Raw genomic sequence first — 21,701 nt, forward strand, 5'->3', positions numbered from 1 at the left:
GCGACTCCATCCGCAGTACTGAAAAATAACCGCCCCCGATCACTCTCGGGGTGAGGTGACGGATCGGGGGCGGCTCCCGGGAGGTTGGTTGTTGCTAGCCCCCGCGGGCAGCCACAGCAGCCTCGAGTTCGGCTACGCGTCGCTCCAATTCGTCGACCTTGGCGCGCGTACGCGCCAGCACTTGCGTCTGGACTTCGAATTCCTCGCGGGTGACCAGGTCGAGGCGGCGCAATCCTTGCGCCAGAACATCTTGGAAGTTGGCTCGCAAATCCTGATGCGCCTGTGCCAGTCCTGGCGGTACCAACGACACAAGTCGCAGGGCAATCTGGTCGATATCCTGCCTATCCATCATGGATAGCACCTCGAACTCGTCGAAATGAAGTCTAGGTGAATGGAATTCGGGTGCACCATCGGTATGCTCCATCAATCAGCGTAAGGATTGTCCTACACGAGCCTCCCTGAGGCGACAACACACCGCGAGGCAGGCAGAATGCGGGTCTATCGTGTCTATATCGGTCGATTCAAGGAATAGCCCATGAAGCTGGTCGTGGCGATCATCAAGCCATTCAAGCTGGACGATGTGCGCGAAGCGCTGGCCGAGGTCGGCGTGCAGGGCGTGACGGTAACCGAGGTGAAGGGCTTCGGCCGCCAGAAAGGCCACACCGAACTGTACCGCGGCGCCGAATACGTGGTCGACTTCCTGCCCAAGATCAAGCTGGAGGTGGCGATTGCGGACGACCAGCTCGATCGCGTGCTGGAGGCGATCCAGCATTCCGCCCGCACCGGCAAGATCGGCGATGGCAAGATCTTCGTCAGCACGCTGGAACAGGTGATCCGCATCCGCACCGGCGAACTGGATCACGACGCGCTCTGATCCCTGTCAGCGCAGCCTGACGCGGCGGATGGTTCCGGCCCCGCAGTAACCCAAACCATGAAAAAGTGATCCCGTGACAGCCCGCGCCGCGCCTAGCCGCGTGCGGCTTATCCCCCGACTTGTGCACAACTTGTTGGGTTGACCCTGCCCGATGCACCCGATATGTTGTGTCCGTCGGTGCCCGTCCAGACGCGATCGTCGGTCGGGCTTAAAAGGGAATCCGGTGTAATTCCGGAACTGCCCCGCAGCGGTAAAGCGGAAACGAACGTCGCCACATGCACTGGTCGTCCACGACTGGGAAGCGGCGACAAGTAGGCGGATCGCAAGATCCATGTCCGCAAGTCCGAAGACCTGCCGGCACATCGGGACGAACGTGTCCCGGTGCGTAGTGACGGCTTCCGCGGGGAGGCACGTCGCAGTGCAGTAGGCCGCATGGCGCCTGCATTGTGACCCGTTCCCGGAATCCATCGCTTCAGGCCCTGCGCGCGGGAGCAGGTGTTTGATGTCCATGCCGGGAGCCACCAGCCATGCAACCCCTCAATACCGCAGCGCGCGAGCGAACCGTCGCGCGTGTCGACTCACCCGCTACTGAAGCGGCCGTAGCGCCCTCAACCGAAACCGCCTTCACGCTGACCCCGCCACACAACCCCGCGCAGATGCGCGTGACCAAGCGCAACGGCGGCCAGGAAACCGTCGACGTCAACAAGATCGTGCGCGCGGTGACCCGCAGCAGCGAAGGCCTGCATGGCGTAGACCCGCTGCGCGTGGCGCTGAAGACCATCGGCGGCCTGTACGACGGCGCCACCACCCAGGAGCTGGACCAGCTTTCGATCCGCACCGCCGCGGCATTGACGGCCGAAGAGCCTGAGTACGGCCAGCTCGCCGCACGCCTGCTCGGCGCCTACATCGACAAGGAAGTGAGCGGCCAGGAAATCCAGAGCTTCTCGCAATCGATCGCGCGCGGCGCGGAACTGGGCATCCTCAACACGCGTCTGCGCGACTTCGTCGCCATCAACGCACGCAAGTTGAACGACGCGATCGATCCGCTCGCCACCCGCCGCTTCGAATACTTCGGCCTGCGCACGGTGTACGACCGTTACCTGCTGCGCCATCCGCAGCTGCGCTTCGTGATCGAGACGCCGCAGCATTTCTTCATGCGCATCGCCTGCGCGCTCGGCGGCAACGAGATCGGCGAAACGCTGGAACTCTATCGGCTGCTGTCCTCGCTGGAATACATCGCCAGCTCGCCCACCCTGTTCAACGCCGGCACCGCACACGAGCAGCTGAGCTCGTGCTACCTGCTCGACTCGCCGCTCGACTCGCTGGAGTCGATCTACGACAAGTATGCCGACGTCGCCAAGCTCAGCAAGTTCGCCGGCGGCATCGGCCTGGCTTATTCGCGGGTGCGTTCGCGCGGCTCGCTGATCAAGGGCACCAACGGCCATTCCAACGGCTTGCTGCCGTGGCTGAAGACGCTGGATGCCTCGGTCGCCGCGGTCAACCAGGGCGGCAAGCGCAAGGGCGCCGCGTGCGTGTATCTCGAATCGTGGCACGCCGACATCGAGGACTTCCTCGCGCTGCGCGACAACACCGGCGACGACGCGCGCCGCGCGCACAACCTCAATATCGCGAACTGGATTCCCGACGAATTCATGCGCCGCGTCGAAAGCGATGGCGACTGGTCGCTGTTCGATCCGAAGGTGATGCCGCATCTGGTCGACAGCTGGGGCGAAACGTTCGATTGCGCCTATCGCGAAGCCGAAGCGAACGGCCTCGCCGTGAAGACGGTGAAGGCGCGCGAGTTGTATGCCCGCATGATGCGCACGCTGGCGCAGACCGGCAACGGCTGGATGACGTTCAAGGATCGTTGCAACGCCACCAGCAACCAGACCGCCCATCCCGACAATGTGATCCACCTGTCCAACCTGTGCACCGAGATCCTCGAAGTGAGCTCGGCCAGCGAGACGGCCGTGTGCAATCTGGGTTCGATCAACCTTGCACGTCATGTCAGCGATGGCGTCTTCGATTTCGAACAGCTTGCCTCGACCGTGCGTACCGCCGTGCGCCAGCTCAACCGGGTGATCGACCTCAACTTCTATCCGATCGACACCGCGCGCACCGCCAACATGAAGTGGCGCCCGGTCGGCCTCGGCGTGATGGGCCTGCAGGACGTGTTCTTCAAACTGCGGCTGCCGTTCGATTCAACCGAAGCCCTGGCACTGTCCACCCGCATCGCCGAGGAGATCTATTTCCACGCGCTGTCGATGTCGACCGAACTGGCCGCGGTCGAAGGCGTGCACCCGGGCTTTGCCGAGAGCCGCGCGGCGAACGGCGAACTGCAGTTCGACTACTGGCCGAATGCCACGCCGCATGACAGCGCGCGCTGGGATGCCCTGCGCGAACGCATCAAGCAGCATGGCCTGCGCAACTCGCTGCTGATCGCGATTGCCCCGACCGCCACGATCGCCTCGATCGCCGGCTGCTACGAGTGCATCGAGCCGCAGGTCAGCAACCTGTTCAAGCGCGAGACGCTGTCGGGCGATTTCCTGCAGGTCAATCGTTACCTCGCCGACGAACTGAAGACACTTGGCCTGTGGACATCCGAAATTCGCGACGCGATCAAGCTGGCGGATGGTTCGATCCAGGGCATAGCGGCGATTCCGGAACGCCTGCGCGCGATCTATCGCACAGTGTGGGAGCTGCCGCAGAAGGCACTGATCGAACTCGGTGCCGCGCGTGGCGCCTATATCGATCAGAGCCAGTCGCTGAACCTGTTCATGGAAAACCCGAACATCGGCCAGCTCAGCTCGATGTACATGTACGCGTGGAAGGCCGGCATCAAGACCACCTATTACCTGCGCTCGCGCCCAGCCACCAAGATCGCCAAGACCACCGTGTCGATGGACAAGACCGTGCTGGTCGTGGATCAGGCGCAGGCGAATGCCGCGGTGTTCTGCTCGCTGGAAAACCCCGAGTACTGCGAAGCTTGCCAATAGCACCACGCCCGTCATCCCAGCGAAAGCTGGGATCCAGTGCCACTGCCTGCCCGGAAGAAAGGCGCTGGATTCCAGCTTTCGCTGGAATGACGGTGGGGAATAGGTACTCAGTCGCAAACCTCCGCATACAGATCCCGCCAGTACGGATTGGACTTCTCGATGAGCTCGATCTTCCACGCCCGCTTGCACGCCTTGATCGCCTTCTCGCGGGTGATCGCGGAATCCATCGTCTCGTGCAACTCGAACCAGACAAGGTTGTGCACGTGATGACGTTGGGTGAAGCCTTCGACCACGTTGTTTCGATGCTGCCAGATGCGCGCAGGCAGGTTGGAAGTAACGCCGGTATACAGCGTGCCGTTGCGACTACTGGCGAGAAGGTAAACACAGGGTGTTCGTTCTTGCATGCAGTAAATCCATTCCCGCAGTTCAAAGTGTCCAGAAATCTACCCATGAAACGACCGTCATCCCAGCGAAAGCTGGGATCCAGAGCCTTTGGCCTACGTGGCGGCGCAATGAAAACTGAAGTCACTGGGTCCCAGCTTTCGCTGGGATGACGAGCCAGAGCACTCGCGCCTCACCGGCTGCGAACCACACAAGGAAAACCCATGTCCGCTCAACCTGTCCGCAACGCCCACATCCTCGACCCCGGATTCGAGCTCACGCTTCGCCCGATGCGTTATCCCGGCTTCTACGAGATGTACCGCAACGCGATCAAGAACACATGGACGGTCGAGGAAGTGGATTTCTCGATGGACACGGCCGACCTCTCATCCAAGATGTCAGCCGCCGATCGCCACCTGATCCATCGCCTGGTGGCGTTCTTCGCCACCGGCGACACCATCGTGTCGAACAACCTGGTGCTGAATCTGTATCAGCACATCAATTCGCCCGAAGCGCGCATGTACCTGTCGCGCCAGCTGTACGAGGAGGCGCTGCATGTGCAGTTCTACCTCACCTTGCTCGACACCTACATTCCCGATCCGGCCGAGCGCAACAAGGCATTCGCGGCGATCGAGAACATCCCCTCGATCCGCGCCAAGGGCGAGTTCTGCTTCAAGTGGATCGACTCGGTGCAGGACCTGCGCCGGCTGGAGACGCGCGAGCAGCGTCGGCAGTTCCTGCTCAACCTGATCTGCTTCGCCGCCTGCATCGAAGGCCTGTTCTTCTATGCGGCCTTCGCCTACGTCTACTACCTGCGTTCGCGCGGCCTGCTGCATGGGCTGGCTGCGGGTACCAACTGGGTGTTCCGCGACGAGAGCGGCCACATGGCGTTCGCCTTCGATGTCGTGCGCACCGTGCGCGAGCAGGAACCCGAGCTGTTCGACGACGCCATGCGCGTACAGGTCGAGCAGATGATGGAGGACGCGATCGCCTGCGAAACCCTGTTCGCCGAGGACGTGCTCTCCGGCGGCGTGGTCGGGCTGTCGGTGAAGGACATGCGCCAGTACCTCGAATACTGCGCCGACCAGCGCCTGGCGCAACTGGACATGCCGAAGAAGTACGGCGCGAAGAACCCGTTCGACTTCATGGATCTGCAGGACGTGCAGGAAGTCACCAACTTCTTCGAACGCCGGGTATCGGCGTATCAGGTTGGCGTGCAGGGTGAAGTGGCGTTCGATATGGCGTTCTGACGCGCCTGCTTCGTTGGTCGCCCCCGTTGCGCCACGCGGCGGCGGCGGGGTGTCGTCCGACCTATTGACTACACGTGTAGGCATGGCGTAGCGTGACTACAACTGTAGTCACGCGGACCTCCGGCCATGCGCAAATCCACCATCGGCGACCAGGAACTGGCGCTGCTGCATCACGTCGAGGAATGCGGCCACGCCTCGGTAGGTGAAGTGGCCGCCAGCTATGGCGAGCCGCGCGGGCTGGCGCGCTCCACCGTGCTGACCATGATGGAACGCCTGCGCGGCAAGGGTTATCTCAAGCGCCGGCAGGTCAAGGGCATGTACCGCTACAGCACCGCCACCGGGCCCGGCGAGGCAATGCGCAGCGCCGTCGGCAGCTTCGTCGAGAAGACGCTGAGCGGCTCGGTCTCGCCGTTCGTGGCGTGGATGTCCGAGCACGCCAAGGTCTCCGACACCGAATTGGCGGAACTGGAAGCACTGGTGACGCAGCTGCAGTCGAAGCGCAAGGAGTCATGAGATGGACGCGATCCACATTCTGGCCGACACCCTGCTCGTCCGCCTCGCCTGGACATCCGCGCAAGCCACGCTGCTGATCAGCGCGCTGTGGCTGCTGGGCCGCTGCATGCCGCGATTGTCGCCGGCGATCCGCTGCTTGCTCTGGTGGGTCATCAGCCTGCAGTTGATCATCGGCCTGGCCGCCAGTACACCGGTAAAACTGCCGCTGCTGTCGCCTGCAGCACAGGCCGATCCGATCGCGGCAACGCTCAGCCCGCAGGTCGTCTCGACCACGCCATCGGACGAAGCCGCCACGCCCTTGGAGATCATCGCGCCGTCCCCGCCGGCTGCCTCGGCAATGACGATGGCGCAGACGCCTGTGCATGCGTCGATGCCGGCACACCCGTTCCCCTGGCGCTCGCTCGTGGTGACGTTGTGGCTCGCCGGCCTGCTTGCGCAGCTGCTGCTGGTCGCGCGGCAGTGGCGGAAAACGCGGCAGGTACTCCGCGAATCCACGACACTGCGCGATGCAACGTTGCAGGCAGCGTGCTCGCAACAGGCGCGCATGCTCGGCTTGCGCCGCTGCCCGCAGCTTCGCGTGTCACATGCGATCACCTCGCCGCAGGTAACCGGCCTGTGGCGCGCCACCGTCCTGTTGCCGGCCAGCCAGGTACTCACCGCCGAGGAATCATCGCTGGCGCTCGCCCATGAGCTGGCCCATCTGCGTCGCGGCGATCTCTGGCTGGGTTGGGCACCGGCGATTGCGCAACGGCTGTTCTTTTTCCACCCGCTGGTGGCGTGGGCGATGCGCGAGTACGCGCTCCATCGCGAGGCCGCCTGCGATGCGCAGGTGCTGCTACAGCATCGCGCAGCACCGCAGGACTATGGCCGCCTGCTATTGCGCCTCGGCGTGGCCCAGCCCATGCACTCCGGCCTCGCCGGAGCATCCCCCACCTTCCAGAACCTGAAAAGGCGGCTGACCATGTTGCAGCAAGGCACGAACCATTCGCAGTGGCGCACGCGTGGCTGGTGGCTCGTCGTGCCGATTGCCCTCGTCGGCGTGCTGCCCTACCGGGTAACGGCCACCAATGCGACCAGCATGGCCGCTGCGCAAACCGGCACCCAGACGGGTGACTCGCCGGCAGCACCGCCACCTCCTCCGCCCGCACCACCCGCGCCGCCGGCCATGCCACCGCCTGCACCGCCGCCGCCACGCTTTGCCAGCGACTTCTCAGCCCATCATGTCGACATCACCACCCATAGCGATGCCCGCGATGGCTTCGCGTTGTTCGATGGCGATTCGGTCACCATCAACGGTACGGACAACGACCTGGCCATCGCGAAACAGCTGCACCGAGGCAGCGAGCCGATGCTGTGGTTCCGCCGCGGCGACCAGGCGTACGTGATCCGTGAGGCCGGCTACATCCAGCGCGCCAGGGCCGCTTACGCGCCGGTCGCGGCGCTGGCCAGGCAGCAGAGCCAGCTCGGCGCTCAACAGGGGCAGCTCGGCGGCAAACAGGGTGCACTGGGCGCACGCCAAGGCGCGCTCGGCAGCAGGCAGGGGCAACTGGCCAGCCAGGAAGCCGCGCTGGCCGCGCGGTCCGCCCAGAATCAGCCTTCGGCCGCACTTGAAGCCCAGCGGGCCCGGCTGGAGGCCAGCCAGGGCGAACTCGGCCGGCAGCAGGATGAACTCAGCCGCCAACAGCAAGCCCTGGGCAAGCAACAGGAAGCCCTTGGCGCGCAGCAGGAAGCGCTGGGCAAACGCCAGCAACAGGCTACCGAACAGGCGAATCAGCAGATCCGGAAATTGCTGGAGGAGGCGATTGAGCACGGCGCCGCGCAAAAGCTCGGCATGAACCCGCTGTCGCCGCTTGGTTCCACGCAGGCAAGACAGCTTCGCGGTTTGCCACCCACACCGCCGATGTCACTGATGCCGCCAATGGCGAAAATGCCGGCGCCGCCACCGGCGCCACCCGCGCCACCGCTGCCGATCGCGCCGCCACCACCGCCGCCGGCAACCACCACGACATCCACCGATCAGACCCGGCGCCGCGACAGCGACATCACCACGGTGGAACCCGGCAGCAAATATGCCTATGCCCTGTACGACAACAACGCCCGCGGCGAAACCGTGCTGATCAACGGTGACCATACCGATGTCGCGACGGCCAAGCGGCTGCACGCCACGGATACGGCACCGATGTTCTGGTTCCGTCGCGGTGATCAGGCCTACCTGGTCCGTGATCCCGCCTATGTCGACCGCGCCAGCGCCGCCTACGCCCCGGTAAGTGCGTACTGGCGCGATGCGGGCAAGTTCGAAGGTGAGACGTGGAAACTGAAGGGGCCGCTGGAAGGTCTGCACAGCCAGCAACGCAGTGTCGAGGAACAACGTCGCGACCTGCTCGCCGACCCGCAGGCACCCGCCGCCGCGCAGCGCCTGGCCAGCCTGGATGCGCAGCAACGCGAGATCACCGCACAGATGGCCGACCTCAACCGGCAATTGGCTGCGCTGAAGCCGCAACGGGACGCGATGGCGCAACGCGAGCAACAGATCGTGGCCCAGGCCAACCAGCAGGCCTCGCAATTGATCGACGAAGCGCTCCGCAAGGGCGTGGCACAGGAAGTCAGCCGCCGCTGAGCAGCCGTTGCGTTGACTGATCCTCGGCACGCGGAACCAGTGCGTGCCACCGCTCGTTGGAACCCACATAGCGCCTGCTTCGGCAGGCGACGGGGACGGCTTGTGTCCACCAAGCCCCACACTGCATACGGGAGGCTACGATGTTTGGCTATTACTTCGCGCTGGCGCTGCGCAGCCTGAAACGCAGCAAGGTGCTTACCGCGCTGATGATCCTCGCGATCGGCCTGGGCATCGGCGCCAGCATGACGATGATCACCGTGCTGCATGTGATGTCGGGCGATCCGCTGCCCGGCCGCAGCGCGCAGCTGTTCGTACCGCAGCTCGACGCCCGTCCGCTGGTGCGCAACAAGAGCAGCAAGGACAGTGCGCCCAACGGCAACCTGACCTGGCCGGATGCAATGAACTTGCTGCGCGCCCACCGCGCGGATCGGCAGGCCGCGATGGCGTCGGGCTCGGCACCGATCCGCCCCCTGCAAGGTTCGCTGCGACCGTTCTTCCAGCCCGGACACTACGTGACGGCGGACTTCTTTCCGATGTTCGACGTGCCGTTCCGTGCCGGCGGCGGCTGGACCGCACAGGAGGACGAGCAGCGCGCACGCGTGATCGTGCTCAACGCCGAGCTCAACCGCAAGCTGTTCGGCGACGCGCCCGGCATCGGCCGCACGGTGCGGCTGAAGAACACCGACTTCCGCGTGATCGGCGTACTCGACGACTGGTATCCGCAGCCGACCTTCTACGCGCAGGTCAACGACCGCGCCTTCGGCAAGACCGACCAGTTTTTCCTGCCGCTGCAAACCGCCCTGGATCTGCAGCTCAGTTTTGGCGGAAATTTCATGTGCTGGGGCAACGGCGGCGATGCCCGCACCAGCGACCACTGCAACTGGCTGCAGTTCTGGGTCCAGTTGGACAGTCCGGCCAAGGCGCAGGACTATCGCCGCTTTCTCGGCGACTACTGGCGCGAACAACAGGCGCATGGCCGCTTTCCACGCCCCGTGGACGCACAGCTCTACGGCCTGATGGACTGGCTCACCCGGCAGCAGGTGATTCCCTCCGACCTGCGCCTGCAGCTGTGGCTTGCACTGGGTTTTCTCGGCGTATGCATGCTCAACATCGTTGGCCTGCTGTTGGCGAAATTCCTGCGCCGCGGCAGTGAGGTCAGCGTGCGCCGGGCCTTGGGCGCGCAGCGACGTGACATCTTTCTGCAGTTCGGCATCGAGTCGGCCGTGATCGGCATCGCCGGCGGCGTACTTGGCCTGGGCATCGCCGAACTCGGTCTGTTGAGCGTGCGCCAGCGCCCCGACGGCTATGCGCAACTGGCGCAGATGGATGCCGCCATGTTGCTGGGCACGTTCGCACTGGCGGTGTGCGCCAGCGTGCTGGCCGGACTGCTGCCGGCGTGGCGCGCCTGCCACATCGCGCCCGCCCTGCAGCTCAAGACCCAATGAGGTGACCCGATGCCACTGCGACCGCTGCTTTCCAGCCTTACCCGCCACAAGCTCACCGTGCTGCTGCTGGTGCTGCAGGTCGGCCTGACCTGCGCCATCGTCTGCAATGTGGTGTTCATGATCGTCAACCGCACCGCCCAGCTGCGCCAGCCCAGCGGACTGGACGAGGACCAGCTGGTGATGATCGAAAGCATCGGCCTGGACGAGAACGAAAACCCGCTGACCCGGCACGCCGGGGATCTGGCTGCGCTGCGCCAGATCCCCGGCGTGACCTCCGCCGTCGCAATCGACGCGCTGCCGTTCAATGGCAACGACTGGAGCAATGGCATCGCCACCACGCCGAATGCGGAGACCAACCTCACCGCTACCGCCTACAACGGCACACCGGGCGAACTCGGCACGCTCGGCCTGCATCTGGTCGAGGGGCGCGATTTCCGGCCCGACGAATACCTGCCGATGGACAGCGCCCACGACTGGGCCGGCATCAATCATGTGCCGGTCACCATCATTACCCGCGCGCTGGCCGAACAGCTGTTCCCGGGCCGGAGTGCGCTGGGCAAGGACATCTATCCCGGCGACAACCCGGTGCGCGTCGTCGGCGTGGTCGATCACCTGCTGCGGCCGCAACTGCGCGAAGCCGCAAGCAACGAGTACAGCACCCTGCTGCCCCTGTTGCCGGACAGCGCCGATGTCACCTATGTCCTGCACACCAAACCGCAGGAACGCGAACGCGTGCTGAGGCAGGTCAGCGATGTGCTTGACCGGCTCAATGGCAATCGCATCCTGCGCAAACCGCAGACCTTCACCCAGTTGCGTGACGACTATTTCCGCCGCAACCGCACCATGATCGGCCTGCTGCTGGCCGCCGCCACCGGGTTGCTGTTCGTCACCGCGCTGGGCATCGCCGGCCTGGCCAGTTTCTGGGTGCAGCAACGACGACGCTCGATCGGCATTCGCCGCGCCATCGGCGCCACCCGCGGCGACATCCTGCGCTATGTGCAGGCCGAGAATTTCCTGATCGTCAGCGGCGGCATCGTGCCGGGCATGCTGCTGGCCTATGCGCTCAACCTGCTGCTGATGACGCATTACGAACTGCCGCGACTGCCGTTCCTCTACCTGCCCGCAGGCGCCGTATTGCTGTGGCTGCTCGGCCAGGGCGCGGTGCTCGGCCCAGCGCTGCGCGCGGCAGCGGTGCCGCCGGTGGTGGCCACGCGGGCAGACTGACGGGCATGCTGGCGAAGCATCGGCGCAGCCGCTCTGGCTTGCGCCGATGCTGCTGGCCTCACGGGCGAACTCACATCCAGGGCCACGCCTTCAACTCGTATTCTTTCGGCGGCGTATCGCCGGCCAGGTTGCGCACGAAATAATCCCAGCGCCGGCGCGTGGCATATGGCGTGGCGGCAGCGTAGCCATGATGGGCATTCGGAATCAGCAGCAGGTCGAAGTCCTTGTTGGCCTTGATCAGCGCGTCGACGACCAGCAGCGTGTTGCTGGTCGGCACGTTGTCGTCCATGGTGCCGTGTACCAGCATCAGATGACCCTTGAGGTTCTTCGCCAGGTTCTGGTTGGCCTGGTCGTCGTAATTGCTGCTGCCGTCCTTGTTCGCGATCAACAGACCCTGCCACTTTTCGGCCCAGTCGTCCTCGTAGTTGCGGTTGTCGTGGTTGCCGCTTTCGGCCCAACCCACCTTGAAGAAATCGGGATAGCGGAACATCGCATCGGCGGTGGCATTGCCGCCGCCGGAGTGACCCCAGATGCCGACGCGATCCAGGTCGATCCAGGCATGCTGCCTGCCCAGCTGCTTGATGCCGGCAACCTGATCCGGCAGCGTGTTGTCGCCCATGTTGGCGTAGTACGCGTCGTGGAAGGCCTTCGAGCGCCACGGCGTGCCCATGCCGTCGATCGCGACCACGATGAAACCGAGCTCGGCCAGCGACTGGTTGTCGCCGTTGGCGGCCAGAAAGCCGAAACTGCGCACCGAGCCGGTCTGCGGGCCGGGATAGATGTAGTCGATGACCGGATACTTCTTGTGCGGATCGAAGTGGGTCGGCTTGAACATCACCCCGTACAGATCGGTCTTGCCGTCGCGTGCCTTCACCGTGAATACCTGCGGCGGCACCCAGCCGGCGGCACGCAGGCGCGAGATGTCACCCCTGGCCACGCTGGCCGCGGTCCTGCCGTCGTCACTGCGCCGCAGGACGGTCACCGACGGGGTGGCGGTGGTGGAATACGCATCGACGAAATAGGTGCCATCCGGCGACAGCATCACCGTGTGATCGGCGTCCTCCGGGGTAAGCCGGGTTGGCTGGCCGCCGTCGAAACCCACCTTGTAGAACTGCTGGTAATAGGGGTTCTGTCCCGGCTCGCGGCCGACCCCGCGGAACCACAGGGTGCGGCTCTTGTCGTCCACGCGCAGCACCTGGGTGACATTGCCTTCGCCGGTGGTGATCGCGTGCTTGAGCTTGCCGCTGGCGAGGTCGTACAGATACAGATTGCCCCAGTTGCTGCGCTCGCTGAACCAGATCACCTCGTTCGACTGCGGCAGATAGGTCCAGTTGACCTTGTCGTTGCCGCTCTCGTAATAGGTCGGCACGGTTTCGTTGAGCACGTCGTGCACCTTGCCGGTGGTCACATCGGCCACGCGCAGGGTGGCGCTCTTGTGGTCGCGCGAGGTGGAGACGAAGGCCAGCGTCTTGCCGTCCGGCGCCCACTGCACGTCGTCCCAGCCACCGTCCGGGCCGCAGCTGACGTCGTCGCACAGGGTGGAGCGATGCTGGTCCGGCGGCATCTGCAGGCGCACGACCTGGCGCGTCGGCACGTCGATGATGACGCGCTCGATCATGGTCACGTCCTTGTCGCCGACCAGCGGATATTTCCATGCCTCCAGCCTGGGGTGCCCGACATTGGTGCTGATCATGTACATGTCACCGGTCTTGCGCTGGTCCTGCTGGAAGGTGGCGATCCGGGTCGAATCCGGCGACCACACCAGGATCGCGTTGTCGGTGTGCTTCCAGCCGGCGTTGTCGGTGGCGTAGCCGAAGTTCTCCACGCCGTCGGTGGTGAGCTGGGTTTCCTTGCCCGTCGCCATATCGCGCAGCCACAGATTCCAGTGGCGGATGAAGGCCGCGGATTTCCTGTCCGGCGACAGCACGACAGGTTCGTTGTTCGCGGCCTGCACACCCTTGTCGGCCACGCACGCAGGCGCTTTCATGTCGCACAGGTACTGTTTGTCGCGGAGTGTGATCCCGAGCCGGCCATCCGGCTTCACGCTGTAGCCGGTGAGCGGCAACTTGTCCGCATCGACCGGTTTGCCGGTGAGCTTGCCGAGCGCGCTGGCGAGCGCGGCCTGGTCGAACAACGGCGCGGCCTTGCCGCTGACCGCATCCATCTGCATGAAATGGTCGCCGTGGCTGTCGTGGTCGCGATACCAGAAATGCGCGTCATCCAGCCAGTCGACCTTCTGCACCGCATGGTCGACCAGTGGCGCGACGTTGTAGCTCATGAAGCGCTCGGCCTGCGCGTAGTCGCTCGTGCCCAGCGTCCGGCCCTGCGCGGCGACACCGGCCGACAGCAACCCCATCACCACCGCACCGAACAGGCGCGACTTGCCGATCGTTGAATTCATTGCAGATCCCGCCTGTGTTGTTGGCCGCCAGGCCGGCATGCGCCGGGATGATGGCGTCGATGGTACCGAATCGCCGATGCTAACCCCGCGGATCGCCGGTAACCCCTGCCAGAGGTCCCGATCCGACGCAGGACTTTGCTGCTTGCCGCACAATCTCTGGCCGCATCGCCCGCTTGCGCAGATGATGCCATCCCCTTGCACGGAACCGCCCCGATGACCGCCTTGCCCGAAGCCCGCCTGCTGGAAATGGTTTTCCCCGATCACGCCAATCACCTCGGTACCCTGTTCGGCGGCCAGGCGCTGGCGTGGATGGACAAGGCCGCCTTCATCGTCGCCTCGCGCCATGCGCGACGCAGCGTGGTCACTGCGCGCTCGGAGGAAGTGAACTTCCGTGTACCGGTACGCACCGGCCAGCTGGTGGAACTGGTCGCCCGCGTGGTGGCGGTCGGGCACAGCTCGATGCAGGTCGAGGTGGAGATGACCGCCGAGGACCCGCTCACCGGGGACCGCCGCGTGTGCACCACCGGCCGCTTCGTGATGATCGCGCTGGATTCCAACGGTTCGCCGACGGCGGTGCCGGCGCTCCCTGTCGCCAGTCTGAACGCAGGATCTTGAGCGCGCGTTTCCCGCTTGACGCATGCTTTCGGTGTCGCCCACGCTGACCACCTTCATACCGCATGGAATGCTGCGATGGCTCGCCTGAAGATTATCGGCAATTACCTTTCGCCCTACGTGCGCAAGGTCCTGGTATGCCTGGAACTTAAGGGCATCGATTACGAGATCGACCCGATCGCTCCCTTCGTCGGCGACGACCATTTCACGCGGTTGAGCCCGCTGCGGCGCGTCCCGGTACTGATCGATGACGGTTTCGTGCTGAACGACTCCTCGGTGATCTGCCAATACCTGGAAGACAGTTGCCCGACGCCCGCGTTGTATCCGCGCGACATCAACGAGCGAGCGCTGGCGCGCTGGCTGGAGGAATACGCCGATACGCGGCTCGCCGACGGGCTGATCTGGCGGCTGTTCTATCAGCTGGCGATCCGCCGCCACATCTTCGGCGAGGCCGCCGACGAAGCCGTCGTGCAGCAGGCGCGCGAGGTGACGATTCCGGCCGCACTCGACTACCTCGAAAACCAGATGCCGGACGACGGCTTCCTGTTCCGCACGCTTTCGATCGCGGACATCAGCATCGCCAGCTTCTTCCGCACCGCTTCCTTCGTGCGTTACACGATCGACGCCGCGCGCTGGCCGCGCACGGCGGCCCTGGTCGAGCTGGTGCAGTCGCAACCGGTGTTCCAGAAACTCGCACGTTACGAAGACTGCATGATCCGTCTTCCGCTGGCCGAACAGCGTGCCGCCCTCAACACGATCGGCGCCCCGCTGAGCGTCGACACCTACGGCACCGCCACGCCACGCCGGAGCCCAACGCGCGAGTGATCGACGCCAGCTTGCCGAAGGGCAAACGCGGCAGCACCTTGCACCCCTCACCGACCCGCTGCATGGCCAGCTGCGGGTCGCCTGATCACCGTGCCGCTTGGCGCGGATCCAACGACCTGCATCGGCAGTTCGTCCCTGCGCAATCTCGGCAGCAAGCTCGGATCGACCAGCGCCACCGCGCTCGGTGCCGCGGACCAGCGCGCTTCAAAGGCGCCGAGCGACGGCACAAAGCCGTCGGGTCGCGACATCCTTCCCGGCACGATATCGGCGGGGTCTTCGTCGACGACCGTGACCAGCCGTTGCAGGCTGAAGGGCAACCCGCGCAGATAGGCATGCACCGTGAACACTTCGGTGCCATCGTGCATTTGCGGGAGCATGAGCCGCACGACAGGCCTCGCCGAAAGCTCGCCGGCCACTTCACCGGCATTCATGAACAACAGTTGCCACATGCACAACGCACCCAAGCCGAGCAGCACCAGCGCAAGCTGGCGCTGCCGCCAGCCGGCCAGCGCGACGATACACAGCACGCTGACTCCGGCCAACGCCGCAAGCCCGCGCGCGAACCAGATCAGGAGAGGGTGCATGTCCGTGTATTGCGACAAATGCCGGGTGCCCATCGGATGCAGCAAGGCGGCCAGAGCCAACGCGACAGCCATGACCGCGATCGACAAAAAGCGCCAGGCAAGCTCGCGGTCGGTGAGCATCGATATCCTTCTTGCGACAAGAATCGCAAGCCCCGGGAATATCGGCAGGATGTAGAAGGGCAGTTTCGAATGCGACGTGGAGAAGAACACCAGCACCACGACGATCCAGCACAGCAGAAAACGCTCGGAGCGGCCCGCAGCACACCACTTGCGCCAGCTTGCCAGGCGGAAGGGAAGAAACGCGACCCACGGGAACAGGCCGAGCAGCACGACCCCGAGGAAGAACCAGGCCGGCTGCCTGCGGTCGTCGGCCCCGGTGAGAAAGCGCCTGAAATGTTCCCTGATGAAGAAATAGTCAAAGAAATCGGGATGCTTGATGCAGATCGCGATGAACCACGGCGCGCTGATCGCGGCAACGGCAGCCAGTCCCCAACCCAACGTCATCCGGCGGAGAATGCCCGCACTGCGCTCCCAGCACATGAAGGCCAGCAGCGCCATGGCAGGCAATACCAGGCCGATCAGACCCTTTGACAGCACGGCAAGCGCGAGGCTCGCCCAGCCAAGCAGATTCAGACGCACGCGTTGCGGTTCGGCGGCTGGATCGAATTGCGCGACCATGAACAAACCGATCGCAACGGACAGGAAGGCGGCGACACTCATGTCCATCGTGCTGATCCGGGCGCCGGCGAAGAACAGCAGCGTGCTGCCGAGCGCGGTGGCGGCCACCCAGCCGGTGCGCTCGCCGTACAGGCGCATGGCCGCCCATCCGGCGACGACGATCGCCAGCAGTCCCGTCAGGCAAACCCACAGCCGTGCAGTCCACTCGTGTACGCCGAACAGGGTGAAGAAAAAGCTGGTGGCCCAGTAGTGCAGTATCGGCTTGTCAAAGAAATTGAAGCCATCGAGCCTTGGCGTCAGCCAGTCGCCGCTGGCAAACATTTCCCGTGCGACCTCGGCATAGCGCCCCTCGTCCGGCTCGCCCAGCGGGCGCATGCCCAAGCCTGCAAACCACACGCTCAGCCACGCGATCGGCAGCGCATACCGAAGCCATGCACGGGCAGACCGTCGCGAGTCGTCTGCGGCAATCTGCCCGGTCGTGCAATCAAGTTCCACCAAAGGGCTCATACGTGCATTCCGTAACGGGCCTTGCCCACTGACGCCGTCGGCGATCCGGCCCCAGCAGCCACGAGACGGGGTGGCTAGAGCACCTGCTCGCCAAGTGCCGGATCAGCCGCAGCCTGGATCTGGTTCAATGCCTGGGTGACATGTGCCGCGATCGCCGCGCATGGGTTCGTCAACTGCGGGCACGCTGCGATCACGCTTCTTGCCATGTCGCCGGCGGTGCTGTCGTTGGTGACCAGCAGGCGATTGCCGAGGCCGTAGGGGCCATACACGTTGGCATCGGTGACCGAGAACAGGCCGACAGTCGGCACATGCGACGCCACCGCCAGATGCATGACGCCGCAGTCGGCACTGATCATCAGATCGAGCCCCGACATGACAGCACCCATCCGCCGGATCTTGCTGGAGTAATAACCCGGCCAGCGCGAATCGAGCATCGAGCGGCCATTTGCCGGAATGATCTCGACCAGACCGGCATGCGGGCACGCTTCCGTCAGGGTGGCAATGAAGTCAGCCCACCATTCACCCGGATAGCGCTTGGCACCGGTCGCGTTGGCGAAGATGCCGATGGCGAGCTTTGCGGCAGATTGATTCGACGCATCGAGCAGTTCGCGCACGATGGAACGGCCCTGCGCGCGCTCCGTGTCACTCAGGCGAATGTCCAGCGACGGGAAATCCCTGATTTCGTCGTGCCCGGATGATCCATGCAGCCGCACGAGGCTTACCGGGCGCTTGGCCATGTGGCGTGGCGCCAGCGACTCCGGCACGACGTGGGTCAGGCCACGGGGACTTGGCGCATCGTCGAAACCGAGCTTGTAGCGTCCACGGAACACCTTCGTCAGGATGCGACTGAAATTCGAGCCGATGCAAGGGTCGATGACCAGGTCGTAGCGGTTTTTCCGTACTTTCGACAGCAGCGAGACGAATGCGAGCGGATGCTTGAAGCCACGTGTCGGCAGGCAGTAGATGTTCTTGACGCTGAAAAACGTGGCGAACACGTCGGAGGCCGCCGGACCTTCCGCGACAATATCGATCTCGGCCCCCTTGTAGAGCCGCTCCAGCTCGGCAATCAGTGGCGTGACCAGAAGAATATTGCCGAGACGATGATTCGGCCGGCACACCAGGATGCGGTAGATCCCGTCTCTCGGCAGAAGCCCGGGGAGAGGGGCGGAGCAGGCAATGTTCAAGATTCACCGTGACGATAGGCGACGGCCTTGTCGAGGCACGCCAATTTGGCGGATGCTCCGTGCATCGACCGCAGCTGCGCAGACGAATGCCTGGATTCATGGATTCGCGCCAGCGTGCCCATTGTTCACGGCTCGCTTAGGCTGTACTTAGACACCCGTTAGATCTTTGTAATGGTGCGGCGCGGGCACTTGTCTTGCCCGACGCTGTCAACAGGCCATGCTGGGAGTGCATGTGAGCTTCACGGCCACGCCAATGGGAGAACTGCCCTGAATGTCCTGATCGTCGAGGATTCGGCACGTCTGCGCGATTCGCTGGCCCGCGGCCTCGCCGCCGCGGGATTCAATGTGGATGTGGCCGCCGACGGCGTGGCTGCCTGCCACTTCGTGGATACCTACGATTACGAACTGGTCGTGCTCGATCTCGGCCTGCCACGCAAGGATGGCCTGGCCGTGCTGCAGCACATCCGCGGACGCACTGCGCGCCCCCGCGTACTGGTGCTGTCCGCGCGTGACCTGGTGGCGGATCGGGTGGGAGCGCTCAACAAAGGCGCGGACGACTACCTGGTCAAACCCTTTGCCTTCGACGAACTGCTGGCACGCCTGCATGCGCTGGCGCGACGCCCGCAGGAGGCTCGCCCGCTGAGCCTGACCCTGGGCCGGCTCAGCCTCAATCCGCAATCGCGCAAGGCCGACATAGATGGCGTCGCACTGGTGCTTACGCCACGCGAACTCGCCCTGCTCGAGTTGCTGATGCGTCACCGCGGGCGCGTATTCACCCGTGGCGAGATACTCGACCGCCTGGCAGGCAGCGATTCCTGCGCTTCGGACCGCAGCATCGAGGTGCTTGTGTTCGGTCTGCGGCGCAAGCTGGACCAGGCAGGCATGGCCGGACTGGTGGAAACGCGCCGGGGCGCAGGCTATCTGATCCCATGACATGCAGGGCGCCGAGAACCGATCCATGAAACAGGCCATCTCGCTGCGCCTGCGCATCACGCTGTTCCTGGCCACGGCCATCATGCTCACGCTTGGTGCCGCCATCTGGGTGATCGATTCGCGGATCGACACCGAGGTATCCCAGCGCGCCGATGCAAACCTGCTGGAACGGGCACAGGCGCTGTCGGATATTTTCCGGGTCGGGCGCATCAGCGACATGACGACCTTCCCTTCCGGCCAATTGCCGGAGTTTCTCGCTGATGACGGACTCGTCTATTTCGTCATCCACTGCGATGGGCAGGATGTCGCATCTTCCGCAGCCGCGGCCGCACTGCGGTGGCCGGTCGCCGCCGATGGGAAGCCTCACTTCGCGGACCTGTCCGACCCGCGAGGCTCGGAGCTCCGCGCTGTGGTGCTGCCCTTCGTGCCCGAATCCGCCCTGACCCGGCACAGCATCCTCAGCGACAAGCATGCGGCGGCGCATGCGAACGGACATGCCGGGTCTTCCTGCAGCCTCGGCCTGGCGGTCGACCGCAGCGAGGTGGAAGACTTCCAGGGCTCGATGGATACCATCTTCGTCGGCAGCCTCATGCTGGCCATGATGGTGGTCGTGGTTCTTGTGCCGCTGCTGGTATCCCGCGGCCTGCGCCCGCTGTCGCAGCTTGCCGAAGCCATGCGCGGCATCGGGCCGGAGACGCCCGAGCGTCGCCTGGCAGGGGCCAATGCACATGAACTGAAGCCATTGATGACACGCTTCAACGAGGTGCTGACGCGCATGGAGGATGGTTTGGTCCGTGAGCGGCAATTCGCCAGCGGCGTGGCGCACGAGCTGCGCACGCCGCTGGCCGAGTTGCGCACGCTGGTCGAGGTGGAACTGCGTTATCCAAGCGACCGCGATCTGCGCGCCATGCTCGCCGACATCGGCAACATCGGCATCGAGATGGAGTGCATGGTCAATGCCTTGCTGCTGCTTACCCGCATCGAGGCCGGCATCGAGCAGGTGCAGACGCAGTCCGTCGACGTCGCGGCGCTTACCCGGAAATTGCTGGAGCGTCACCAGCGCGACATCAATCTGCGCCAACTGGACATGGATGCCCGGATTGAACCCGGTGTGAGATGGCACGGCGATGTCACCCTGCTCGACGTGCTGCTCGGCAACCTGCTGGGCAATGCCGTGGCCTATGCGCCTGCCGGCAGTCGCATATCACTGGACTGCGAATCGCAGGCGTGGCGCCTCAGCAACGCGGCATCCGACCTGACCGCCGGCGATGTGGCGCTCATGAGCCAGCGCTTCTGGCGCAAGGACAAGGCCACGGGCGTGCACACCGGCCTTGGCGTGGCCCTGGCGGCAGCGGCGGCCCGCGCCCAGGGGATTCGGCTCAACCTTTCGCTGCATGAGGGACAACTGTGTGCGCGCGTTGAGCCGCGGGTACATGCCCCGGGGGATCGGCCATCATCGGCATCGAGTTGGGCGTGAGCCAGGCGCAAACCCTTCAAGCCACAGCCGGGCACCCCAGGCATCCACGATGATGGATGATGGTCGTCATTGGTTGGATGGTATTGCCCATCATCGGGCCTTTGTCCGGACACCGGCACGGCGCGCCATGCCTCCATTTTGACCCACCGGAGCGATGAACATGCAGACCCGCACCCTCGGCCGGCACGGCCCGGACGTTTCCGCCCTTGGCCTCGGCTGCATGGGCATGAGCGCGTTCTACGGCCCGCGCGACGATGCCGAATCGCTTGCCACCATCCACCACGCGCTGGATCGCGGACTCACCCTGCTCGACACCGCGGACATGTATGGCCCGTATCTGAACGAGGAACTGGTCGGCAAGGCGATCGAGGGTCGCCGCGCGCAGGCCTTCATCGCGACCAAGTTCGGCATCGTGCGCGACCCCGCCAACCCGCAGGCACGCGGCGTCAACGGCCGGCCGGAGTATGTGCGCGCATCCTGCGACGCCAGCCTGAAACGGCTCGGCATCGAAACCATCGACCTGTACTACCAGCATCGCGTCGACCCGAACGTGCCGATCGAGGAAACCGTCGGCGCCATGGCCGAGCTGGTCAAGGCCGGGAAGGTGCGCCACCTCGGCCTGAGCGAAGCCTCCGGCACGACCCTGGAGCGCGCGTACAAAGTGCATCCGATCGCCGCGCTGCAAAGCGAGTTCTCACTGTGGACACGCGATCCGCAGAGCAACGGCATGCTCGATGCGTGCCGCAAGCTGGGGGTCAGCCTGGTCGCCTACTCGCCGCTCGGCCGCGGCTTTCTCACCGGCGCGATCCGTTCGCCGGAAGATTTCGACGCCGACGATTACCGTCGTAGCAACCCGCGTTTCATCGGCGACAACTTCAAGCGCAACCTGCTGCTGGTCGACAAGATCAAGGCACTCGCCGCCGACAAGGGTTGCTCGCCGGCGCAGTTGGCGTTGGCATGGGTACTGGCGCAAGGTCCGGAGGTGCTGGCGATACCTGGCACCAAGCGCCGCTCGCGACTGGACGAAAACCTCGGCGCACTCGACGTGCAACTCGGCGCGAGCGAACTGGCCGCGATCGATGCGGTGTTTCCGCCCGACGCCGCCGCAGGCGAACGCTATGCCGCGGCGATGATGCATATGGTGAACGTGTAACGCGCGACCCCATGCGCATGGCCAAAGGCCGGGGCAAGGCCTGTCCC

The 21,701-nt window shown here is 64.7% G+C and carries 17 protein-coding genes and 1 riboswitch; of the genes, 12 read left to right on the forward strand and 5 right to left on the reverse strand.

Annotated features, from left to right (window positions below; genetic code table 11):
- Nucleotides 1-94 precede the first annotated feature (94 nt).
- Complete coding sequence (locus B0E46_RS11540; protein WP_077556051.1) at nucleotides 95-352, reverse strand: accessory factor UbiK family protein; 258 nt, start codon at nucleotides 350-352, stop codon at nucleotides 95-97.
- A gap of 183 nt (nucleotides 353-535) precedes the next feature.
- Between B0E46_RS11540 and glnK the strand changes: the two genes are divergently transcribed.
- The gene (gene glnK, locus B0E46_RS11545) at nucleotides 536-874 is read left to right on the forward strand and encodes a P-II family nitrogen regulator (protein ID WP_077440644.1); all 339 of its coding nucleotides are present in this window, start codon (nucleotides 536-538) and stop codon (nucleotides 872-874) included.
- A 158-nt stretch (nucleotides 875-1,032) separates the two neighbouring features.
- Nucleotides 1,033-1,248: riboswitch (cobalamin riboswitch) on the forward strand.
- A 153-nt stretch (nucleotides 1,249-1,401) separates the two neighbouring features.
- The gene (locus tag B0E46_RS11550) at nucleotides 1,402-3,870 is read left to right on the forward strand and encodes a ribonucleoside-diphosphate reductase subunit alpha (RefSeq protein WP_077555935.1); all 2,469 of its coding nucleotides are present in this window, start codon (nucleotides 1,402-1,404) and stop codon (nucleotides 3,868-3,870) included.
- A 107-nt stretch (nucleotides 3,871-3,977) separates the two neighbouring features.
- Here the strand turns inward: B0E46_RS11550 and B0E46_RS11555 are convergent, their stop codons facing one another.
- Nucleotides 3,978-4,274: a GIY-YIG nuclease family protein gene (locus B0E46_RS11555; RefSeq protein ID WP_077555936.1), complete on the reverse strand. Its 297-nt coding sequence runs from the start codon at nucleotides 4,272-4,274 to the stop codon at nucleotides 3,978-3,980.
- Between the two features lie 201 nt (nucleotides 4,275-4,475).
- On the opposite strand from B0E46_RS11555, the gene B0E46_RS11560 reads away from it, so the two are divergent.
- The 5 genes from B0E46_RS11560 to B0E46_RS11580 all read left to right on the forward strand — a co-directional run bounded on the left by B0E46_RS11560 (nucleotide 4,476) and on the right by B0E46_RS11580 (nucleotide 11,300).
- Nucleotides 4,476-5,501: a ribonucleotide-diphosphate reductase subunit beta gene (locus B0E46_RS11560; RefSeq protein ID WP_077555937.1), complete on the forward strand. Its 1,026-nt coding sequence runs from the start codon at nucleotides 4,476-4,478 to the stop codon at nucleotides 5,499-5,501.
- A 126-nt stretch (nucleotides 5,502-5,627) separates the two neighbouring features.
- Nucleotides 5,628-6,014, forward strand: coding sequence for a BlaI/MecI/CopY family transcriptional regulator (locus B0E46_RS11565; protein WP_077555938.1), 387 nt, complete (start codon nucleotides 5,628-5,630; stop codon nucleotides 6,012-6,014).
- A 1-nt stretch (nucleotide 6,015) separates the two neighbouring features.
- On the forward strand, nucleotides 6,016-8,631 hold the full coding sequence (locus B0E46_RS11570) for a M56 family metallopeptidase (RefSeq protein WP_077555939.1): 2,616 nt from the start codon (nucleotides 6,016-6,018) through the stop codon (nucleotides 8,629-8,631).
- A gap of 140 nt (nucleotides 8,632-8,771) precedes the next feature.
- A complete protein-coding gene (locus tag B0E46_RS11575; protein WP_077555940.1) occupies nucleotides 8,772-10,076 on the forward strand; it encodes an ABC transporter permease in 1,305 nt (434 codons plus the stop codon).
- Between the two features lie 9 nt (nucleotides 10,077-10,085).
- Complete coding sequence (locus tag B0E46_RS11580; RefSeq protein ID WP_077555941.1) at nucleotides 10,086-11,300, forward strand: FtsX-like permease family protein; 1,215 nt, start codon at nucleotides 10,086-10,088, stop codon at nucleotides 11,298-11,300.
- Nucleotides 11,301-11,370: 70 nt separating this feature from the next.
- On the opposite strand, the gene B0E46_RS11585 is transcribed toward B0E46_RS11580, so the two are convergent.
- Entirely contained in the window at nucleotides 11,371-13,701 is a 2,331-nt protein-coding gene (locus B0E46_RS11585) for a S9 family peptidase (protein ID WP_077555942.1), read from the reverse strand.
- A gap of 213 nt (nucleotides 13,702-13,914) precedes the next feature.
- Here B0E46_RS11585 and B0E46_RS11590 point away from each other — a divergent pair, with 213 nt between their 5' ends.
- Nucleotides 13,915-14,316, forward strand: coding sequence for an acyl-CoA thioesterase (locus B0E46_RS11590; RefSeq protein WP_077555943.1), 402 nt, complete (start codon nucleotides 13,915-13,917; stop codon nucleotides 14,314-14,316).
- 75 nt (nucleotides 14,317-14,391) lie between these two features.
- Nucleotides 14,392-15,138: a glutathione S-transferase family protein gene (locus B0E46_RS11595; RefSeq protein WP_077555944.1), complete on the forward strand. Its 747-nt coding sequence runs from the start codon at nucleotides 14,392-14,394 to the stop codon at nucleotides 15,136-15,138.
- A 47-nt stretch (nucleotides 15,139-15,185) separates the two neighbouring features.
- Here the strand turns inward: B0E46_RS11595 and B0E46_RS11600 are convergent, their stop codons facing one another.
- Together B0E46_RS11600 and B0E46_RS11605 are read right to left on the reverse strand one after the other, a co-directional pair.
- Nucleotides 15,186-16,907, reverse strand: coding sequence for a glycosyltransferase family 39 protein (locus B0E46_RS11600; RefSeq protein WP_254425129.1), 1,722 nt, complete (start codon nucleotides 16,905-16,907; stop codon nucleotides 15,186-15,188).
- A gap of 74 nt (nucleotides 16,908-16,981) precedes the next feature.
- Nucleotides 16,982-18,091 carry a glycosyltransferase family 9 protein gene (locus B0E46_RS11605; RefSeq protein ID WP_139350516.1) on the reverse strand — a complete coding sequence of 370 codons (1,110 nt, stop codon included), beginning with the start codon at nucleotides 18,089-18,091 and terminating at the stop codon, nucleotides 16,982-16,984.
- A gap of 189 nt (nucleotides 18,092-18,280) precedes the next feature.
- Here B0E46_RS11605 and B0E46_RS11610 point away from each other — a divergent pair, with 189 nt between their 5' ends.
- The 3 genes from B0E46_RS11610 to B0E46_RS11620 all read left to right on the forward strand — a co-directional run bounded on the left by B0E46_RS11610 (nucleotide 18,281) and on the right by B0E46_RS11620 (nucleotide 21,654).
- Complete coding sequence (locus B0E46_RS11610; protein WP_254425130.1) at nucleotides 18,281-19,024, forward strand: response regulator transcription factor; 744 nt, start codon at nucleotides 18,281-18,283, stop codon at nucleotides 19,022-19,024.
- Nucleotides 19,025-19,049: 25 nt separating this feature from the next.
- Nucleotides 19,050-20,501 carry a histidine kinase dimerization/phospho-acceptor domain-containing protein gene (locus B0E46_RS11615; protein WP_168171191.1) on the forward strand — a complete coding sequence of 484 codons (1,452 nt, stop codon included), beginning with the start codon at nucleotides 19,050-19,052 and terminating at the stop codon, nucleotides 20,499-20,501.
- Between the two features lie 160 nt (nucleotides 20,502-20,661).
- Nucleotides 20,662-21,654: an aldo/keto reductase gene (locus tag B0E46_RS11620; protein WP_077556054.1), complete on the forward strand. Its 993-nt coding sequence runs from the start codon at nucleotides 20,662-20,664 to the stop codon at nucleotides 21,652-21,654.
- Nucleotides 21,655-21,701 lie beyond the last annotated feature (47 nt).

Origin of the sequence: Rhodanobacter sp. B04, assembly GCF_002001125.1 — a bacterium.
Lineage (GTDB): Bacteria > Pseudomonadota > Gammaproteobacteria > Xanthomonadales > Rhodanobacteraceae > Rhodanobacter.